Annotated in this window: 15 protein-coding genes; 9 read left to right on the forward strand and 6 right to left on the reverse strand. The window is 70.8% G+C overall.

Annotated elements, in window-relative coordinates:
* The first annotated feature begins 87 nt into the window (after positions 1-87).
* Positions 88-894, forward strand: coding sequence for a carotenoid biosynthesis protein (locus CI785_RS15350; RefSeq protein WP_157940294.1), 807 nt, complete (start codon positions 88-90; stop codon positions 892-894).
* A gap of 121 nt (positions 895-1015) precedes the next feature.
* Here the strand turns inward: CI785_RS15350 and CI785_RS15355 are convergent, their stop codons facing one another.
* Together CI785_RS15355 and CI785_RS15360 are read right to left on the reverse strand one after the other, a co-directional pair.
* A complete protein-coding gene (locus CI785_RS15355) occupies positions 1016-2443 on the reverse strand; it encodes a phytoene desaturase family protein (protein WP_105032946.1) in 1428 nt (475 codons plus the stop codon).
* Positions 2443-3306 carry a UbiA family prenyltransferase gene (locus CI785_RS15360; RefSeq protein WP_240615228.1) on the reverse strand — a complete coding sequence of 288 codons (864 nt, stop codon included), beginning with the start codon at positions 3304-3306 and terminating at the stop codon, positions 2443-2445. Before CI785_RS15360 ends, CI785_RS15355 begins: the two co-directional genes overlap by 1 nt.
* 236 nt (positions 3307-3542) lie before the next feature.
* On the opposite strand from CI785_RS15360, the gene CI785_RS15365 reads away from it, so the two are divergent.
* Together CI785_RS15365 and CI785_RS15370 are read left to right on the forward strand one after the other, a co-directional pair.
* Entirely contained in the window at positions 3543-4568 is a 1026-nt protein-coding gene (locus tag CI785_RS15365) for a 6-phosphofructokinase (protein WP_105032947.1), read from the forward strand.
* A 3-nt stretch (positions 4569-4571) separates the two neighbouring features.
* A complete protein-coding gene (locus CI785_RS15370; protein ID WP_105032948.1) occupies positions 4572-5324 on the forward strand; it encodes a GNAT family N-acetyltransferase in 753 nt (250 codons plus the stop codon).
* Positions 5325-5343: 19 nt separating this feature from the next.
* On the opposite strand, the gene CI785_RS15375 is transcribed toward CI785_RS15370, so the two are convergent.
* From CI785_RS15375 to CI785_RS15390, 4 genes are all read right to left on the reverse strand, one after another.
* Entirely contained in the window at positions 5344-5775 is a 432-nt protein-coding gene (locus CI785_RS15375; RefSeq protein WP_105032949.1) for an ankyrin repeat domain-containing protein, read from the reverse strand.
* Positions 5772-6857: a CAF17-like 4Fe-4S cluster assembly/insertion protein YgfZ gene (gene ygfZ / locus CI785_RS15380; protein WP_205753645.1), complete on the reverse strand. Its 1086-nt coding sequence runs from the start codon at positions 6855-6857 to the stop codon at positions 5772-5774. Before ygfZ ends, CI785_RS15375 begins: the two co-directional genes overlap by 4 nt.
* Before the next feature lie 114 nt (positions 6858-6971).
* The gene (locus CI785_RS15385; RefSeq protein ID WP_105032950.1) at positions 6972-7571 is read right to left on the reverse strand and encodes a nitrobindin family protein; all 600 of its coding nucleotides are present in this window, start codon (positions 7569-7571) and stop codon (positions 6972-6974) included.
* A gap of 198 nt (positions 7572-7769) precedes the next feature.
* Positions 7770-8522 (reverse strand): hypothetical protein, encoded by a 753-nt coding sequence (locus CI785_RS15390; RefSeq protein ID WP_240615229.1) that lies wholly within the window; start codon positions 8520-8522, stop codon positions 7770-7772.
* A gap of 182 nt (positions 8523-8704) precedes the next feature.
* On the opposite strand from CI785_RS15390, the gene CI785_RS15395 reads away from it, so the two are divergent.
* From CI785_RS15395 to CI785_RS15420, 6 genes are all read left to right on the forward strand, one after another.
* On the forward strand, positions 8705-9412 hold the full coding sequence (locus CI785_RS15395; RefSeq protein WP_105032951.1) for a winged helix-turn-helix transcriptional regulator: 708 nt from the start codon (positions 8705-8707) through the stop codon (positions 9410-9412).
* Positions 9413-9612: 200 nt separating this feature from the next.
* On the forward strand, positions 9613-10578 hold the full coding sequence (gene mshD, locus CI785_RS15400) for a mycothiol synthase (RefSeq protein ID WP_105032952.1): 966 nt from the start codon (positions 9613-9615) through the stop codon (positions 10576-10578).
* 77 nt (positions 10579-10655) lie between these two features.
* Positions 10656-12878, forward strand: a complete 2223-nt coding sequence (locus tag CI785_RS15405; RefSeq protein ID WP_205753646.1) for an RNA degradosome polyphosphate kinase — start codon at positions 10656-10658, stop codon at positions 12876-12878.
* Complete coding sequence (locus CI785_RS15410; protein ID WP_105032953.1) at positions 12878-13837, forward strand: NUDIX hydrolase; 960 nt, start codon at positions 12878-12880, stop codon at positions 13835-13837. Before CI785_RS15405 ends, CI785_RS15410 begins: the two co-directional genes overlap by 1 nt.
* A 275-nt stretch (positions 13838-14112) precedes the next feature.
* Positions 14113-14352, forward strand: coding sequence for a hypothetical protein (locus tag CI785_RS15415; protein ID WP_105032954.1), 240 nt, complete (start codon positions 14113-14115; stop codon positions 14350-14352).
* 67 nt (positions 14353-14419) lie between these two features.
* Positions 14420-15202 (forward strand): 4'-phosphopantetheinyl transferase family protein, encoded by a 783-nt coding sequence (locus tag CI785_RS15420; RefSeq protein ID WP_105032955.1) that lies wholly within the window; start codon positions 14420-14422, stop codon positions 15200-15202.
* Positions 15203-15300 lie beyond the last annotated feature (98 nt).

The following is a 15300-nucleotide window of genomic DNA, read 5'->3' on the forward strand; positions in this document are numbered from 1 at the left end:
ACCCCGGATGAGGGGGCATCCGCACATGGCGGACGCCCCCTCCTGCATGCAGGGTGCGGAGCCGGGCAACCTGCGAGGATGGGTTGCGTGTCGAAGTCCACCGCTGCCCGCAGCCTCCCTCGCCTGCTCATCATCTCCTGCGTGTTCCTCTTCGTCTCCGGCTACTTCGTGGTGCGCTTCCCCGACGTCGAGGGGGCCAGCTACGCGTCCTACGGCTTCAACCTCCTGATCGCGCTGCCGGCGTTCATCGCTCTCGTCCGGCAGCTGGGTGCAGCACGGGGTGCCGCGGCGTTGGCCGCCGTGTCCGTGTTCGGTTACCTGATCGAGGGGTTCGGGGTGGCGACAGGCTTCCCGTACGGCTCGTTCTACTACGGCGACCCGCTCGGCCCGACGATCCTGGGCCTCGTGCCGTACCTGCTGCCGCTGTCCTACGTGCCCCTGGTCATCGGAGCGGTGGCCGTGGTGTCGGGCAGCGGGACCACGCTGCGCAGGATCGTCCTCGGGGGGCTCCTGCTCGTCGTGATCGACGGCGTCCTGGATCCCGGGGCGGTGTCGCTCGGCTTCTGGATCTGGCCCGACGGCGGCCCGTACTACGGGGTGCCGCTGTCCAACTACGGTGGGTGGCTCATCTCGGGGCTCATCGCGTCGGCCCTCGTGACCTGGATCGGCGGTCGGCGCCTCACCGATGTGCCGCTCCGGCCGGGGCTGCTCGACAGCCTGCTCGTCTCGATGTTCCTGTGGCTGGGCGTGTGCGTCTTCTCGGGGCTCGTGTTCCCGGCCGTGCTGGCAGCAGCCCTGATCGTCCTGCTGGTCCGGCGTCGCCTGCAGCTCGCCCGGACCAGGGACGCTCTGCCGGCGCCCGGCGAGCCTGCGGAGGCAGCTCCGCACGTCTGAGGCGACTGCTCCTGCGCATCGTTGCTGCGTCCTCCGCCGATGGGCACGCAGCCTCGGCGGGCGCCGGGCCGTACGACCGCCACACCTGCACTCCAGGGCGCATCCTCACGACCCGGTGCGGCTACTCCCCGGAGTCGAGCCTTGCCAGGAGCTTCCGGGTGGACATCATCGCTCCACCGAGAACCGCCGGGAGCCCTCCGCCCGGATGCACCGAGGCCCCGACGCGCCACAGCCACGGCCGCAGCGGGTCCGAGTACGGCGGCACGTGGAACGGGCCGCTCATCCAGGCCGGATGCACCGCGCCGTACAGGGCGCCGCCGGCCGAGCCGCGCTCGCCGAAATAGCCGGGATCGAGGATCTCGTGGCTGCCGAAGTACGCCTCGATCGGCTCGGGCAGGCCCAGCACGCGCGTGGTCCTCTCGAGTTCGCGCCGCACGAAGGGGTCCTCCAGCGAGTACGTCCTGCCGTTCGCCGGTGCCGTCAGGAGCAGCGCGAGGGTCGCCGACGCGTTCGGGTACACCCCGTGTGCCGGGTAGTAGTTGGCGAACGCCATGGTCTGCTCGGGCTCGTCGCCGGCCTCGAGGCTCGCGTACAGCGCCGCGGGGTCGTCGGGCATGATCACGCCGTGACGGCTCGTCCCCTCGGGGAGCGGCCGGGTGAGGACCGCGTAGATGCCGACGGCGGAGCAGGTGAGCTTCCGCGGGGTCCTGGGCGTCCGGCCCGCCAGGAGCCCCCCGAGGCGGTGTGCGTCGACCGCACTGACGACGGCGTCGGCCGGGTAGGTGCCCGTCGACGTGACGACCCGCCGTCGTGCGATGCGCCGCGCGGGCTCGCCGGTGCGGATCTCGACGCCGGCCTCGACCGCGAGCCGCTCCAGGGCCAGCACCAGCTCGTAGATGCCGCCCTCGGGGATCCATACGCCGTCCTGGGCCATGATCGCCGGCATGCTCGCGTACAGGGCGGGCGTACGGGTGGGGCTGACCCCGGCATTGAGGGTGTGGATCGCGATGACCTCCCGCAGACCCTCCGGCAGCCACGGCAGGCTGTCGAGGTAGCTGCGGGTGGTGAGCCTCCGCCCGTAGAGCGTGCCGAGCTTCGCGAGCGCAGGATAGGCAGCCTTCTCGAGCGGACCCGTGGTCAGCAGGCTGGACACGTCCCCGCCCAGGATCCCGTGCTCGCTCGCGAAACGCTCCCATGCCCCGTGCCAGGGATGCCCCTCGGGCACGGGCAGCGGGCACTCCTCCCCGCGGTAGTAGTAGGTGCCGACCTCCTCGAGCCGCTCGAGCCGGAGGTCCGCGATGCCCGCCGCGGGAGCCGCACGGGACGGCGCGACGTCGTCGAGCAGTGCCAGGAGTTCCTGCCACACCCCCGGGAAGGTCAGGAGCGACGGACCCGTGTCCATGCGCTGCCCTGCGACCTCCACGCGGCGGCTCTTCCCGCCGATGTGGTCCGAGGCCTCGAGCAGCACCACGCTGTGGCCTGCACGTCCGAGCAGCGCGGCGGCCGTGAGCCCGCCGATGCCGCCCCCGACGACGACGATTCGGCTCATCAGTAGAGGCCCAGCGTCAGGGCCACCACGAGCTGGACGCCGGCGACGGTCCCGGCCACGTACGGGAAGGCGATCGAGTAGCGGTAGAGCCGGTGGCCCGTCTCGGGACGCGGATCGCGGTACAGCCCCCACAGGAGCCAGCCGGCGATCAGGGCGTTCACCACGGCGACCGGGATGTTCACGAGGGCGAAGCACACGGTCGAGACCGCCCACCACGCGCCGCTCCAGGCGACCACGCCGCGGACCCCGAGCCTCACCGCCGTCGTCGTGATGCCCACTCCCCTGTCCTCGTCGATGTCCTGGACGGCGTCGTACGTGTGCTTGGCCGCGCTCCAGGCCATCAGTCCGATCGCGGCGGCCCACACCGGGGTGTCGCCCAGCGCGTAGGGGACGAGGACGAGCGGGAAGGCGTAGGCGGCGTTGCTAATCGAATCGAGGTACGGACGGGCCTTGAAGCGCAGGGGCGGAGCGGAGTAGAAGACGAAGACCAGGGCGTAGAGCGCTATCCAGGCGAGGGCAGTCGGCGGCAGGGTCAGCGCGAACCACACGAGGAACGGCACGTTGGTGACCAGGACGGAGATCCAGATGGCGCGCACCTCGGACGCCCTGATACGGGCGCCCTCGAGCGATCCCTTGCGCGGGTTGAGGGCGTCGGTGTCCTGGTCGAAGATGTCGTTGACGCCGTAGATGAGCAGGTTGAACGGCAGCGTGAGCCAGAGAAGGAGCGCGAACGCCTCGGCCTGCCAGAACGTCCCGGTGAGCCACATCCCGACGACGCCGGTGCCCAGCGTGTTGATCCAGAGGACCGGTCGGGAGATATGGACCATGCGCAGCGCCGCTGGCGCGAAACCTGCCTGGGGCACTGCGGGCGTCCTCCTCGGACCGGGTGGGCGCGCACCCGCCGGGGCTCGAGCCCCTCGTGCGCCGGACGGTCCCAGCCTACGTGCTCCGCAGGACCAGCGTCGTCCGGGTGGACGAGCGTCGGAGGGAGAAGCCCTCCGACGGCCGGCGCGGCCCGGGTGTGTCTAGAATCATAGTCGGGCCCGACGGCGTGCTCCCGACGGTTCATCCACTCCCTCTCGAAGGAACCCCACGCCACATGAAGATCGGAATCCTCACCAGCGGCGGCGACTGCCCCGGGCTCAACGCCGTCATCCGCGGTGCGGTGCTCAAGGGCATCAAAGTGCACGAGCAGGAGTTCGTGGGCTTCCGTGACGGGTGGCGCGGCGTCGTCGAGGGCGATGTCATCGACCTCCCCCGACACGCGGTGCGGGGCATCTCCAAGCAGGGCGGCACGATCCTCGGGACCTCCCGGACCAACCCCTTCGAGGGCAAGGGCGGCGCGGAGGCCATCAAGGAGAACCTGGATCGCCTCGGCATCGACGCGATGATCGCGATCGGTGGCGAAGGCACACTGGCTGCGGCCAAGCGGCTCACGGACCTCGGCCTCAAGATCGTCGGCGTGCCCAAAACCGTCGACAACGACCTGGACGCCACCGACTACACCTTCGGCTTCGACACCGCCGTGCAGATCGCCACGGAGGCGATCGACCGGCTGCGCACCACGGGAGAGTCCCACAGCCGCTGCATGATCGCCGAGGTCATGGGCCGCCACGTGGGCTGGATCGCCCTGCACGCCGGCATGGCGTCCGGCGCCCACGCCATCCTGATCCCCGAGCAGCAGACCAGCATCGAGCAGATCGCCGACTGGGTCTCCACCGCCAATGCCCGTGGCCGCGCTCCGCTCGTCGTGGTCGCCGAGGGATTCGTGCCCTCCCACATGGAGCAGGCCCATTCCGAACGGGGCCTGGACACCTTCGGCCGCCCCCGCCTGGGCGGGATCTCGGACCAGCTCGCGCCGGAGCTCGAGGCCCGTACGGGTATCGAGACCCGCGCCACGATCCTCGGCCACATCCAGCGTGGCGGCGTGCCGACGTCGTTCGACCGTGTGCTCGCCACCCGTCTCGGCATGGCCGCGGTGGACTCGGTGAAGGACGAACTGTGGGGCACCATGGTCTCCCTGCACGGCACGGAGATCGCGCACGTGGGCTTCGAGGCCGCGCTCGGGAACCTCAAGCGGGTCCCGCAGCACCGCTACGACGAAGCCGCCATCCTCTTCGGCTGAGCGATGCAACTCGACCCGGGGACCGTCTCGATCATCCAGCTGGCCTGGTCGCGCCTGCTCGGGCTCGACGACGGCGCCCTCGGCGACGGCGGCACCGGGCGCCTGTGCAGCATCGATGACACCGCCTCCGTGCTGTCCTTCGTGACCCTGTTCGGTCGGGAGGTCCTCAGGGGTCCTGCCTGGGCCGTCGACGCAGCACGGGACCTGCCGGGGGTGGAGCTCCGCAGCCATTCGACGCTGCTCACGCTCACGCGGAACCACGGCGGACGCGGGCTCGGCGAGGCGCAGCTGTACTTCTGCGACGCGCTCCCCGAGTTCGAGGGACCGCCCGCCGTCGTCTCCAGCGAGGGCGCGCTCGTCCGTGCACTCGAGCGCAGGTGCCCGCCGGACGACGTCGCCGAGGCGGGGCTGGGCGACGTCCAGTACCCGTTCGTGCTGGTGGACGAGGGGAGCCCTGCAGAGGGTGCAGCCGGTGCGGAGGGCGCGGACGCCGGAGGGCCCACGCCGCTGGCGGGCGCCGGGTACGACATCTGGGAGGGCATCCTCGCGCACGTCGCCGTCCTCACCCCACCCGACGAACGGCGCAGGGGCTACGCCGGGCGTGTGGCGGCCGTCGCGGTCGAGGAGGCCATGGCGGCGGGCCTCGTGCCCCAGTGGCGTGCCCGGACGGACAATACCGCTTCCCAGCGCACGGCCCGACGGGCGGGATTCGCCTACGGGGGGACGCAGACCTCGGTGGTCCTCGAACCCCGGTGAGGCCGCGGGCCGGTGGGTCCTACCGGTCGAACAGAGCCACGAGTTCCGTGCGCCCGAACATGCCGGCGGCGGCACGGGCCGACGGTGATCCCGTCTCCGAATCCGCTCCGGCGTCGACGAGGAGCCGCACGACGTCGGTATGCCCCTTGAAGACGGCACCCGCCAACGGGGTCTGTCCGCGGTCGTTGGCCTGGTCGGGATCGGCGCCGCGCGCCAGGAGGTCGCGCACGATGGCCGGGTGCCCGTTGTAGGCGGCGAGCATGAGCAGGCTGTCGCCGGCGGTATTGGTCAGCGTGAAGGGTACTCCTGCGTCGAGGTACCGGACGAGGGTCGCGCTGTCGCCCTGCCGGGCCGCATCGAACAGCGCATGAGCCAGGGCTATCGCGGCTGCAGCGCCGTCATCGACACGTGGCCCTGCGTCGGTCGTGTCCTGGTCGTCCCCCGCGCTCATCGCGGAGCCTTCAGGAAGCCCGTCGCCCGCCCGACGACCTGCCCTGCATCGGGTGCGACGATGACCTCCTGGCCGGCGGCATACCGTTCCTCGCCGTCCTGCACGAGCAGGTCCGCCGAGGCGTCGACAGAGCGCTTGAGGATGGCGAGGGCGATCGGCCCCATCTCGTGGTGGTGCGCCACCGAGGTGACCCGGCCCACCGTGCGGCCCTCGCTGACCACCGCGCTGCCCGGCGCGGGAAGGGTGTGCTGGCTGCCGTCGAGGTGCAGGAACGTGAGCCGGCGCGGCGGATGCCCGAGGTTGTGCACCCGGGCAATGGTCTCCTGGCCTTTGTAGCAGCCCTTCGCGAGGTGCACAGCCGTGCGCATGAGGTCCAGCTCGTGCGGGATGGTCTTCTCGTCGGTCTCGAATCCGGGCCGGGGACGCCATGCGGCGATGCGCAGGGCCTCTGCGGCGAGGGAACCCGCCACAGCCAGGCCGGTCGAGGAGACCGCGGTCTCTAGGGCGTCGCGCGGCACGAGGTATTCGAACCAGGGCCTCTCCCGTCCGGGATGGGCGTCATCGACGGTGGAGTAGGCGTAGCCGCCCGTTCCGACGGTGGGCCACGGATCTTCCCACACGACGGCGTCGCCCAGGGCGGGCAGCGCCCTGACCGAGCCGAGGACGGCCCAGGCGTCGGTGGCGTCCGTGACCTCCACGCGGAGCATGAACTTCATGCGCTCGAGGAACGCGGCCATGGGCGCCGCCTCGCCGCCCTCGGTGATGAGCCAGGTGGTGGCGCCGTCGTCCACGACGTGCGCGGAGTACTCGATGCGGCCCTGCACGGTGAGGAGCAGTGTCTCGGAGCTCTGTCCGGGCTGCAGGCCGAGGAGCAGCTGCGAGGACAGCGTGTTGAGCCAGCTGAGGCGGTCCGGCCCGGACACCGTCACGACGCCCCGGTGCGAGAGGTCGACGACGGCCTCGCCGGCGGCCAGGAGGCGCTGTTCGCGGAAGGGATCCCCGTAGTGGGACGCCACCCCGGCATCCGCTCCGCCACCCTCGACGGCGCCGGGTCGGCTCAGGAAAAGGCTGTATGGGGTCATGACGGTATAACGCCTTCCGGGCGGGACTATTCCTGCCTCAGGGCGCGCCCGGCGCGGCCCGGCGGATGGGCCGCGCGGCGGCCCTTCCGGCCACCGGTCCGGGAGCCGGTGGGGTCAGGATGACTTCCTGAGGATGGCCGAGGCGTGGGCCTCGAGGGAGTTGCCGTCCGCGGCCACGTCCCAGCGCCAGTAGAGATTGCCCTCCACCAGGCCGAACAGGCGGGTGGCGGCGGTGTACTCCTTGGAGTGCTGGCCGCGCATCACGAGGTCGGTGCTGAGCTGGATCTGCGGTCCCCTGATGCTGCCGTAGTAGAGCTCGGCGATCCCGCCGGGATGCACGATGGTGGCCGTGATGTCGAAGCCGCCGGCGTCGTTGCGGAACTGCTCCACCTCGTCGGCGGTCTTGAGCGCCGGGACGATGTCCGCGGGGCTGAGCCCCGGCCCGACGTCTGCGTCGTTCAGTTTGCGGTCCAGCGCCCAGAACCCTGTCTCGATGGACAGCGGGCGCAGCTGCGAGCCCTGCTCGTCGATGAGCCAGGACTCCGCGCTGTACTGCAGGTAGGGAAGGCCGTTCTGGGAGAACTCCACCCGCTGGGAGAAGCGTTCCGAGTCGGCGGTACCCTCGCCGAGCATGCCCGTGCCCTCCCAGGTTCCGAGGAGCCATGACAGGGGGACGAGCTCGGGCGTGAGGTCGGTGGGCAGGTCAATCGACATGGGGACTCCCGGGTCGGTCGGCTACTTCTGGCCTTTGTACAGACGGGTGATGACGAGGGCTGCGAACCCCGCCATGCCGAGACCGGCGACGACCAGCAGCGAGATGAAGAAGATTTCAAGAGCGAGGATGGACATGATTCCATCCTAGCGCCCGGCCCGGACAGCACCGGACAGCACCGGATGCGTCGCCCGGGACCCTCAGGCCAGGAAGAGCGTGTCGAGGAGATAGACGACGGCGCCGATCGCGAGCACCGGCGAGATGCCGGCGGCCACGGCGGCGATGCTGTCCAGCGGCGCTTCCCGGGCGACGAGGAGCCGACGCGTCCCGGCGATCACGGCACCGCACGCGAGCCCGACGGCGGCGGCGGCCAGGGCGGGCACGCCGGTGAACAGCAGTGCACCGAGCGGACCGGCGAGCGCCGCGAGGACGACGGCGGCAGGGGCCACGAGGCGGTCGGGGAAGGGCAGGAGGCAGACGGCGATGCTGATGAGGACGCTGATCCCCGTCACGAGTGTCATGCCGGAGTCGGCCGCGTTCACGGCAAGGCGATCGGCGGCCACCCAGCCCGCACCCATGCAAACCGCGACGACCCCGGAGCTCGCTCCGAGGGTCGATTCCAGGCGGAGGCTCTGCCCCGTCCCGCGGACGAGCTGGATCATGAAGACGGCACCGACGCCGAGGGCCACGCAGGCGGGGAACCAGGCGAAGAAGGACGGGCCGGGCGTCACGGCGGAGAGGACGACGGCGAGCAGGGCACTCAGCCCGATGGCGGCGGACTGGCTCTTCCTGGCGGGCACGCGCAGGATGTACGGCCAGCCGATGGCGGCCAGCACGCAGGCGACGCCGGTGACCACGGCCACGGCCAAGAGCGAGATGTAGGAGGACGCGACGATCGCCCCGGCCGCCAGCGCGGCGGCTCCGGCCGCTGCGGCCACACTCGTCCTCTTCACTCCAGCAATACTGCCCTACACCGACTGGCGGTGTGAAAAGCCACGGATGCAGGAGGGGAGTGCACGGGCCCGCCGCTCCGGGGCTGCGGCTATACTGAACCAAATCTTTACCGCCCCCGTCCCGCCCCCGGGCCCGGGGGCCGTCTGCCCGATGATGCGCGTTCCCTACCCGTGGAGGACACATGCCGCACATCCTGATGCTGACCAACACCTCCGGCTCGTCCGTCGAGATCCTGCCCGCCCTGGAACTGCTCAACCACAAGGTGCACACGCTCGCGGCCGAGCCCACGGCACTCCTGGAGACGGAACCGTGCGACGTCGTCCTGGTGGACGCGCGGAAGGACCTCGTCGGCGCCCGCTCCCTCACGCAGCTGCTCAAGGCCACCGGTCTCGACGCCCCCCTGGTCCTCGTGCTCACCGAGGGCGGCATGGCGGCCGTGGCAGCCAACTGGCTGGCGGACGACGTCGTACTCGACTCGGCGGGTCCCGCGGAGGTGGAGGCCCGCCTGCGCCTCGTCATCGCGCGGTCGGCCGCGGCCAACGAGGAGACGAGCACCGAGATCCATGCGTCCGGCGTCGTGATCGACGAGGCGAGCTACACCGCGCGTGTCGCCGGGGAGCCGCTGAACCTGACCTACAAGGAGTTCGAGCTGCTGAAGTACCTGGCGCAGCACCCGGGCCGCGTGTTCACCCGCGACCAGCTCCTGCACGAGGTGTGGGGCTACGACTACTACGGCGGCACGCGCACCGTCGACGTCCACGTGAGGCGCCTGCGCGCGAAGCTGGGGTCGGACCACGAGCAGCTGATCGGGACGGTCCGCAACGTCGGGTACCGCTTCACGTTGACCCGCCAGCCCGAGGACCGCAGCTCCGTCGACCAGGACGCCTGAGGACCGGATACGCGAAAGGCCCCTCCCACCCGACGGTGGAAGGGGCCTTTCCCGTGTTCCTCGCGGAACCCTGGTGGAGGACATACGGGTCGAACGTATCGCGGGCACCCCACTGGTGCATCCCCCTCGAGCGAATCATCAGACTATCGCAGACCGGACCTCGCACCAAACGGCAGCGCACGCGGGACTAGGCTGGGCGCATGACCGCCGCGCAGCACGTCCCCACCTGGTCCGTCGACAGGGCCACGGGTGCTCCCCCGGCCGCCGTCCTCGCCGAGATCCAAGGCCTCGCCGCAACCGCCGCGGAGGCCGACGGCAACCCGCCGCTGTCGGAGCAGACCCTCCTGACCCTCCGCGCCAGCGACGCCGGCGACGGCCTGCTCGTCCTCACCGCGCGCGCCACGGGGCAGGACGACGAGCTCGCCGGCGTCGCCGTCGTCACCCGCGGCGTCGAGGACGGCGCATCGCTGGAGCTCGTCGTCGGACCCGACTGCCGGGGTGAGGGCGCCGGTACCGCCCTCGTCGAGGCGGTCCTGGCGGAGGGCATCCAGGGCCTCCGCGGCTGGTCGCACGGCAACTCCTCCGCCGCCGCGGACCTCGCCGCACGCTTCGGCTTCGAACCCGTGCGTGAGCTGTGGCGCATGCGCCTGACCCGCGCCGCCGTCGAGCAGTCCGTTCCCCAGGTGCACCTACCCGAGGGCGTGACGCTGCGGCCGTTCGTCCCCGGCCAGGACGAGGAGGCCTGGCTGGCGGCCAACGCGGCCGCCTTCGCCCACCACCCCGAGCAGGGCGCGACGACGCGTGCGGACCTCGAGGCCCGCATGGCCGAGGAATGGTTCGACGCCGAGGGCTTCCTGCTCGCGGTGCGGGAGGACGGCACCCTGCTCGGCTTCCACTGGACGAAGGTGCATCCCGCGGTGGGCGCCCATCCGGCCATGGGCGAGGTGTACGTGGTGGGCGTGACCCCCGAGGCCCAGGGCATGGGGCTCGGCAAGGCGCTGACCATCGCGGGCATCGAGTACCTGCACGGCAAGGGGCTGCAGGCCATCATGCTGTACGTCGATGCCGACAACACGGCCGCCGTCGCCCTGTACCGGAAGCTCGGTTTCACGCGCTGGGACGTCGACGTGATGTATGCGGGCAGGACGCCGCAGGCCACCTTGTAAGGTTGATCACGAGGCGTGCCCGCGGCCGGACAGGCGGGGCGTACGCCACCATGCCCGATCACGCTGCAGGAGACGCAATGGATTCAGAGACCCGACCCCGGAGCGCTTCACTGTACGGATCCTCCGAGACCGCTCCGGCCCGCGCGACGCAGGACCGCATCGACATCCCGGAGTTCGCGCCCAGCCTCCTGCCCACCGGTGACATCCGCCCGGACCGTTTCCTGGACCGCGAGATCAGCTGGCTCGACTTCAACGCCCGCGTCCTCGAACTGGCGGAGGATCCCGACCTGTTCCTCCTGGAGCGCGTGAACTTCCTGTCCATCTTCGCCTCCAACCTCGACGAGTTCTTCATGGTGCGCGTGGCCGGCCTGAAGCGCCGGATCGCCACCGGCCTGGCCGTGCCGTCCGCCGCAGGCCTCAGCCCGATCGAGCAGCTCGAGAAGATCATGCAGGACGGCTACCAGCTGCAGCAGCGCCACGCGGCCGTGTTCGCCGAGCACATCCGGCCCGCGCTCGCCGCGGAGCAGATCCACCTGACCACGTGGGCGGAGCTCGACGAGACCGCACGGGCCGAACTGCACAAGATGTTCGGCGAGAAGGTCTTCCCGATCCTCACGCCGCTCGCCGTCGACCCGGCTCACCCCTTCCCCTACATCTCCGGGCTGTCGCTGAACCTCGCCGTCGTGGTGCGCAATCCCGTCAGCCAGAAGGAGCTCTTCGCCCGCGTCAAGGTACCGGACCAGCTGCCCCGCCTCATATCGGTGGACGGTCCCCGAGCCGGCAACGTGGCCGGGCGGATCGCACGCTTCATCCCGCTCGAGGAGGTCATCGCCGTCCACCTCGACCAGCTCTTCCCCGGCATGGAGGTCCTCGAGCACCACCTGTTCCGTGTCACGCGCAACGAGGACCTCGAGGTGGAGGAGGACGACGCCGAGAACCTTCTGCAGGCCCTCGAGAAGGAGCTCCTGCGCCGCCGGTTCGGTCCGCCCGTACGCCTGGAGGTGACCACGGACATCAACCCGAGCATCCGTGCGCTGCTGTCCCGCGAACTCGGCGTCGAGGAGGACGAGGTCTACACCCTCCCCGCCCCCCTGGACCTCCGGGGCCTCAGCGTGATCGCGGGGATCGACCGCGGCGACCTCCACTACCCGAAGCACGTCGCGCACACGAGCCGCCACCTCAACGAGAGCGAGACCTCGAAGGCCGCCAACGTCTTCGCGGCCATGCGTCGCAGGGACATCCTGCTGCACCACCCGTACGACTCGTTCTCGACGTCGGTGCAGGCGTTCCTCGAGCAGGCCGCCGCCGATCCCAAGGTGCAGGCCATCAAGCAGACGCTCTACAGGACGTCGGGCGACTCCCCCATCGTGGATGCCCTGATCGACGCCGCCGAGGCGGGCAAGCAGGTACTGGCCCTCGTGGAGATCAAGGCCCGCTTCGACGAGCAGGCCAACATCTCGTGGGCGCGCAAGCTGGAGCAGGCCGGCGTCCACGTGGTGTACGGCATCGTGGGCCTCAAGACGCACTGCAAGCTCTCGCTCGTGGTGCGGCAGGAGATCGACGGGCTGCGCCGCTACTGTCATATCGGCACGGGCAACTACCACCCGCGCACCGCCCGGTACTACGAGGACCTCGGCCTGCTCACCGCCAACGAGCAGGTGGGCCAGGACCTCTCGCGCCTGTTCAACCAGCTCTCCGGATACGCTCCGAAGTCCACCTTCAAGCGCCTGCTCGTCGCACCGCGCTCGGTCCGCTCGGGGCTGATCGACCGCATCGAGCGGGAGATCGCCAACAAGCAGGCAGGTCGGGCCGCCCGCGTGGTCATCAAGGTCAACTCGATGGTGGACGAGGCGATCATCGACTCCCTCTACCGTGCGTCGCAGGCCGGCGTGACGGTGGACGTGATCGTCCGCGGCATCTGCTCGGTGCGTCCCGGCGTCCCCGGCCTCAGCGAAAACGTCACCGTACGCTCCGTCCTGGGCCGCTTCCTGGAGCACTCGCGCGTCTTCGCCTTCGCCAACGGCGGCGACCCGGCGGTCTTCATCGGTTCCGCGGACATGATGCACCGCAACCTGGACCGTCGTGTCGAAGCCCTCGTGCAGCTCAGCGCGCCCGAGGACATCTCCTACCTGATGAACCTCATGGACCGCTACATGAACCCCGAGGTCTCGAGCTGGCACCTGGACGAGAGCGGATGCTGGACACGTCACCACAAGGACGACGACGGCGCCCCCCTCGAGGACATCCAGTCCTGGCTGCTCGCCTCCAGGTCCCGGCAGCGAGCGGTGTCACGCCGCTGATGGCCGCACCGACAGTCGACTCCGCCTCCGCCCAGGGCAGTGGCGAGATCATCGCCGCCGGGACGCTGTGCTGGCGCATCGAGAAGGGCAGGCTCGAGGTCCTGATCATCCACCGGCCCCGCTACCGGGACTGGTCATGGCCGAAGGGCAAGCTCGATCCGGGCGAGACGACGCCGGAGTGCGCCGTCCGCGAGACCATGGAGGAGGTGGGACTGAGCGTCAAGCTCGGCATCCCCCTCGCCACCATCAGCTACCCCGTGACGTCGGGCCAGAAGGTCGTCCAGTACTGGGCGGCCAGGGCCGAACGCCCGCGGCCCACCCCGGACGGCAAGGAGGTGGACCGGGTGCGGTGGGTGCGGCCGGAGACTGCGCGTGACCTGCTGAGCAACCCGTCCGACGTCGAACCCCTCGACGCCCTCGTCGCAGCCCACGAAGCGAAGGACCTGCAGACCTGGTCCCTGATCGTGGTCCGGCACGCGAAGGCGAAGCCGCGATCCTCGTGGAGCAGGGCGGAGGGTGAGCGCCCCCTCGCCGCCACGGGCCGGCGGCAGGCCATCGCGGTGAGCCGCCTGCTCCAGGCATGGAACCCGGAGCGCGTGGTGAGCAGCCCGTGGGACCGGTGCGTCCAGACCATCTCCCCCTACGTCAACCAGCGCAGGGCGAAGCTCAAGCTCGTCGACGCCCTCACCGAGCACGACGCCGCCCGCAGGCCCGGGCGTACGCGGTCCGCCGTCGAGCGGGTGTTCGACAAGCGTCGGCCGGTGGCGCTGTGCACCCATCGGCCCGTCCTGCCGCTCGTGTTCTCGGTCCTGGGGAACCACATGGCGGCCGCGTTGCAGGAGCTCCTGCCCATCGACGACCCGTATCTCGCTCCCGGCGAGGCGGTGATCTGCCAGGTCAGCAGCCTGAACCAGGGGCGGATCGTCTCGGTGGAGCAGTTCCGCGCCTACGATGACTGACCCGAGGGCCTGTCGGACACGCCGGGATCGCAGCCTCCGCTGGTGAGGACTCCGCCCTCCGGGCGCCGGGACCAGTGGCTTCTCGTCGCGCCGCCTGGTGCTCCTCGTCCGTCTGTCCTCCCCGGCGGACCGCGGTCGACGTGCACCCACCCGTCGAGGACGAGCAGTTCACGTGGCGTCAGCGCCGATACCGCCGCAGTTCACATCCCGTTCACCCCCTTCATCTACTGTCGGGGGCTGATGCACGGACCGGCACCGACGACAGGAATGCACCCATGGCCGATGTGAAGGCCCTCGTGCGGGGACTCGCACCGCACGAGATCGAGCAGATCCACCGGATCGGGCCTGCCGGACCGCTGACGCCGAAGCTCCTGCACGCCATCGATCGCGCAGCCGGTGGCCCCGGCGAGGGCCGCGGCTACTACGTGTACGGGCGGGCCGCCGACAGCGACCGTCCACGACCGTTCGTGCTGCGCGACGACGTCTGCGCCGAGCTGTTCGGACGGGTCCACTAGGGACGGCGCACGGGGCGGCGTCGTCGGCGTGTGGCCCAGCGGCCGTGCCTCCGGGGACGATGGTGACATGAGGTCCTCTCCCCGCGCACCGGACGCCGTTCCACCGGCCGGCCCTCCGGCGGCTGTGGCGCTGCGGCTGCACGGCATCGGTCCCGAACTCCCGCCCGCCGCCTCGATGCTCCGGCTGCTCGACGACGTCGAACGCTCGCGGGCAGTGCGCATCGAACCCGCGCACTCCACCTCCTTCATCGCCGGCAGGTACCTCCTGCGCCTCTTCGTCGCCGACCTGCTCGGAGTGCAGGCAGAACTCCTCGCGTCGCGGTTCACGTGTCCGGTCTGCGGACCGGACGGCGTTCCCGACCACGGACGGCCGGAGTACCTCCTCGACGACGAACAGGTGCCGCTGGCCCTCAGCCTGTCCAGAGCCGGCGGGTTCGTGCTGCTGGGAGCGCTGGACCCGCGTGCGTCAGGACCGGGAGGGGTACCGGGTGCCGGTTCCGGACCGGCGGGGGCTACAGGTCCCGGTGCAGGCCGCACCCCACACGCGCGTCTCGGCGTCGACCTCGCCGCCGTCACGGCGCTGGACTTCGACGGCTTCGACGCCGTGGCCCTGACACCGGAGGAGCTGCTCGCCGTCGGAGCGCTTCCCGTCGGGGATCAGGGCACCGAGCGCGCACGGCTGTGGACCCGCAAGGAAGCCCTCGTCAAGGCACTGGGCACGGGCTTCACCGATCGTGATCCCGGCGCGGTCGAGGTGTTGCACGACCGTCGTATCGGCGACCTCCAGTCCGTCGACGGTGTGCCACTCGAACCCCTGGGGCTGGTGGCCGCTCTCGCCGTGATCGCATGAGGGATTGCGCGAGGGACCCCGGGAGGCGTCCCTGCGCGATGCCGTGAGACGACACGTGAAGGATCGTCCCGGGGATCATGCGGGGCGCATCCCCGGCC

The organism is Arthrobacter ruber, assembly GCF_002954225.1.
In the GTDB taxonomy this organism is placed as follows: Bacteria; Actinomycetota; Actinomycetes; order Actinomycetales; family Micrococcaceae; genus Arthrobacter_D; species Arthrobacter_D ruber.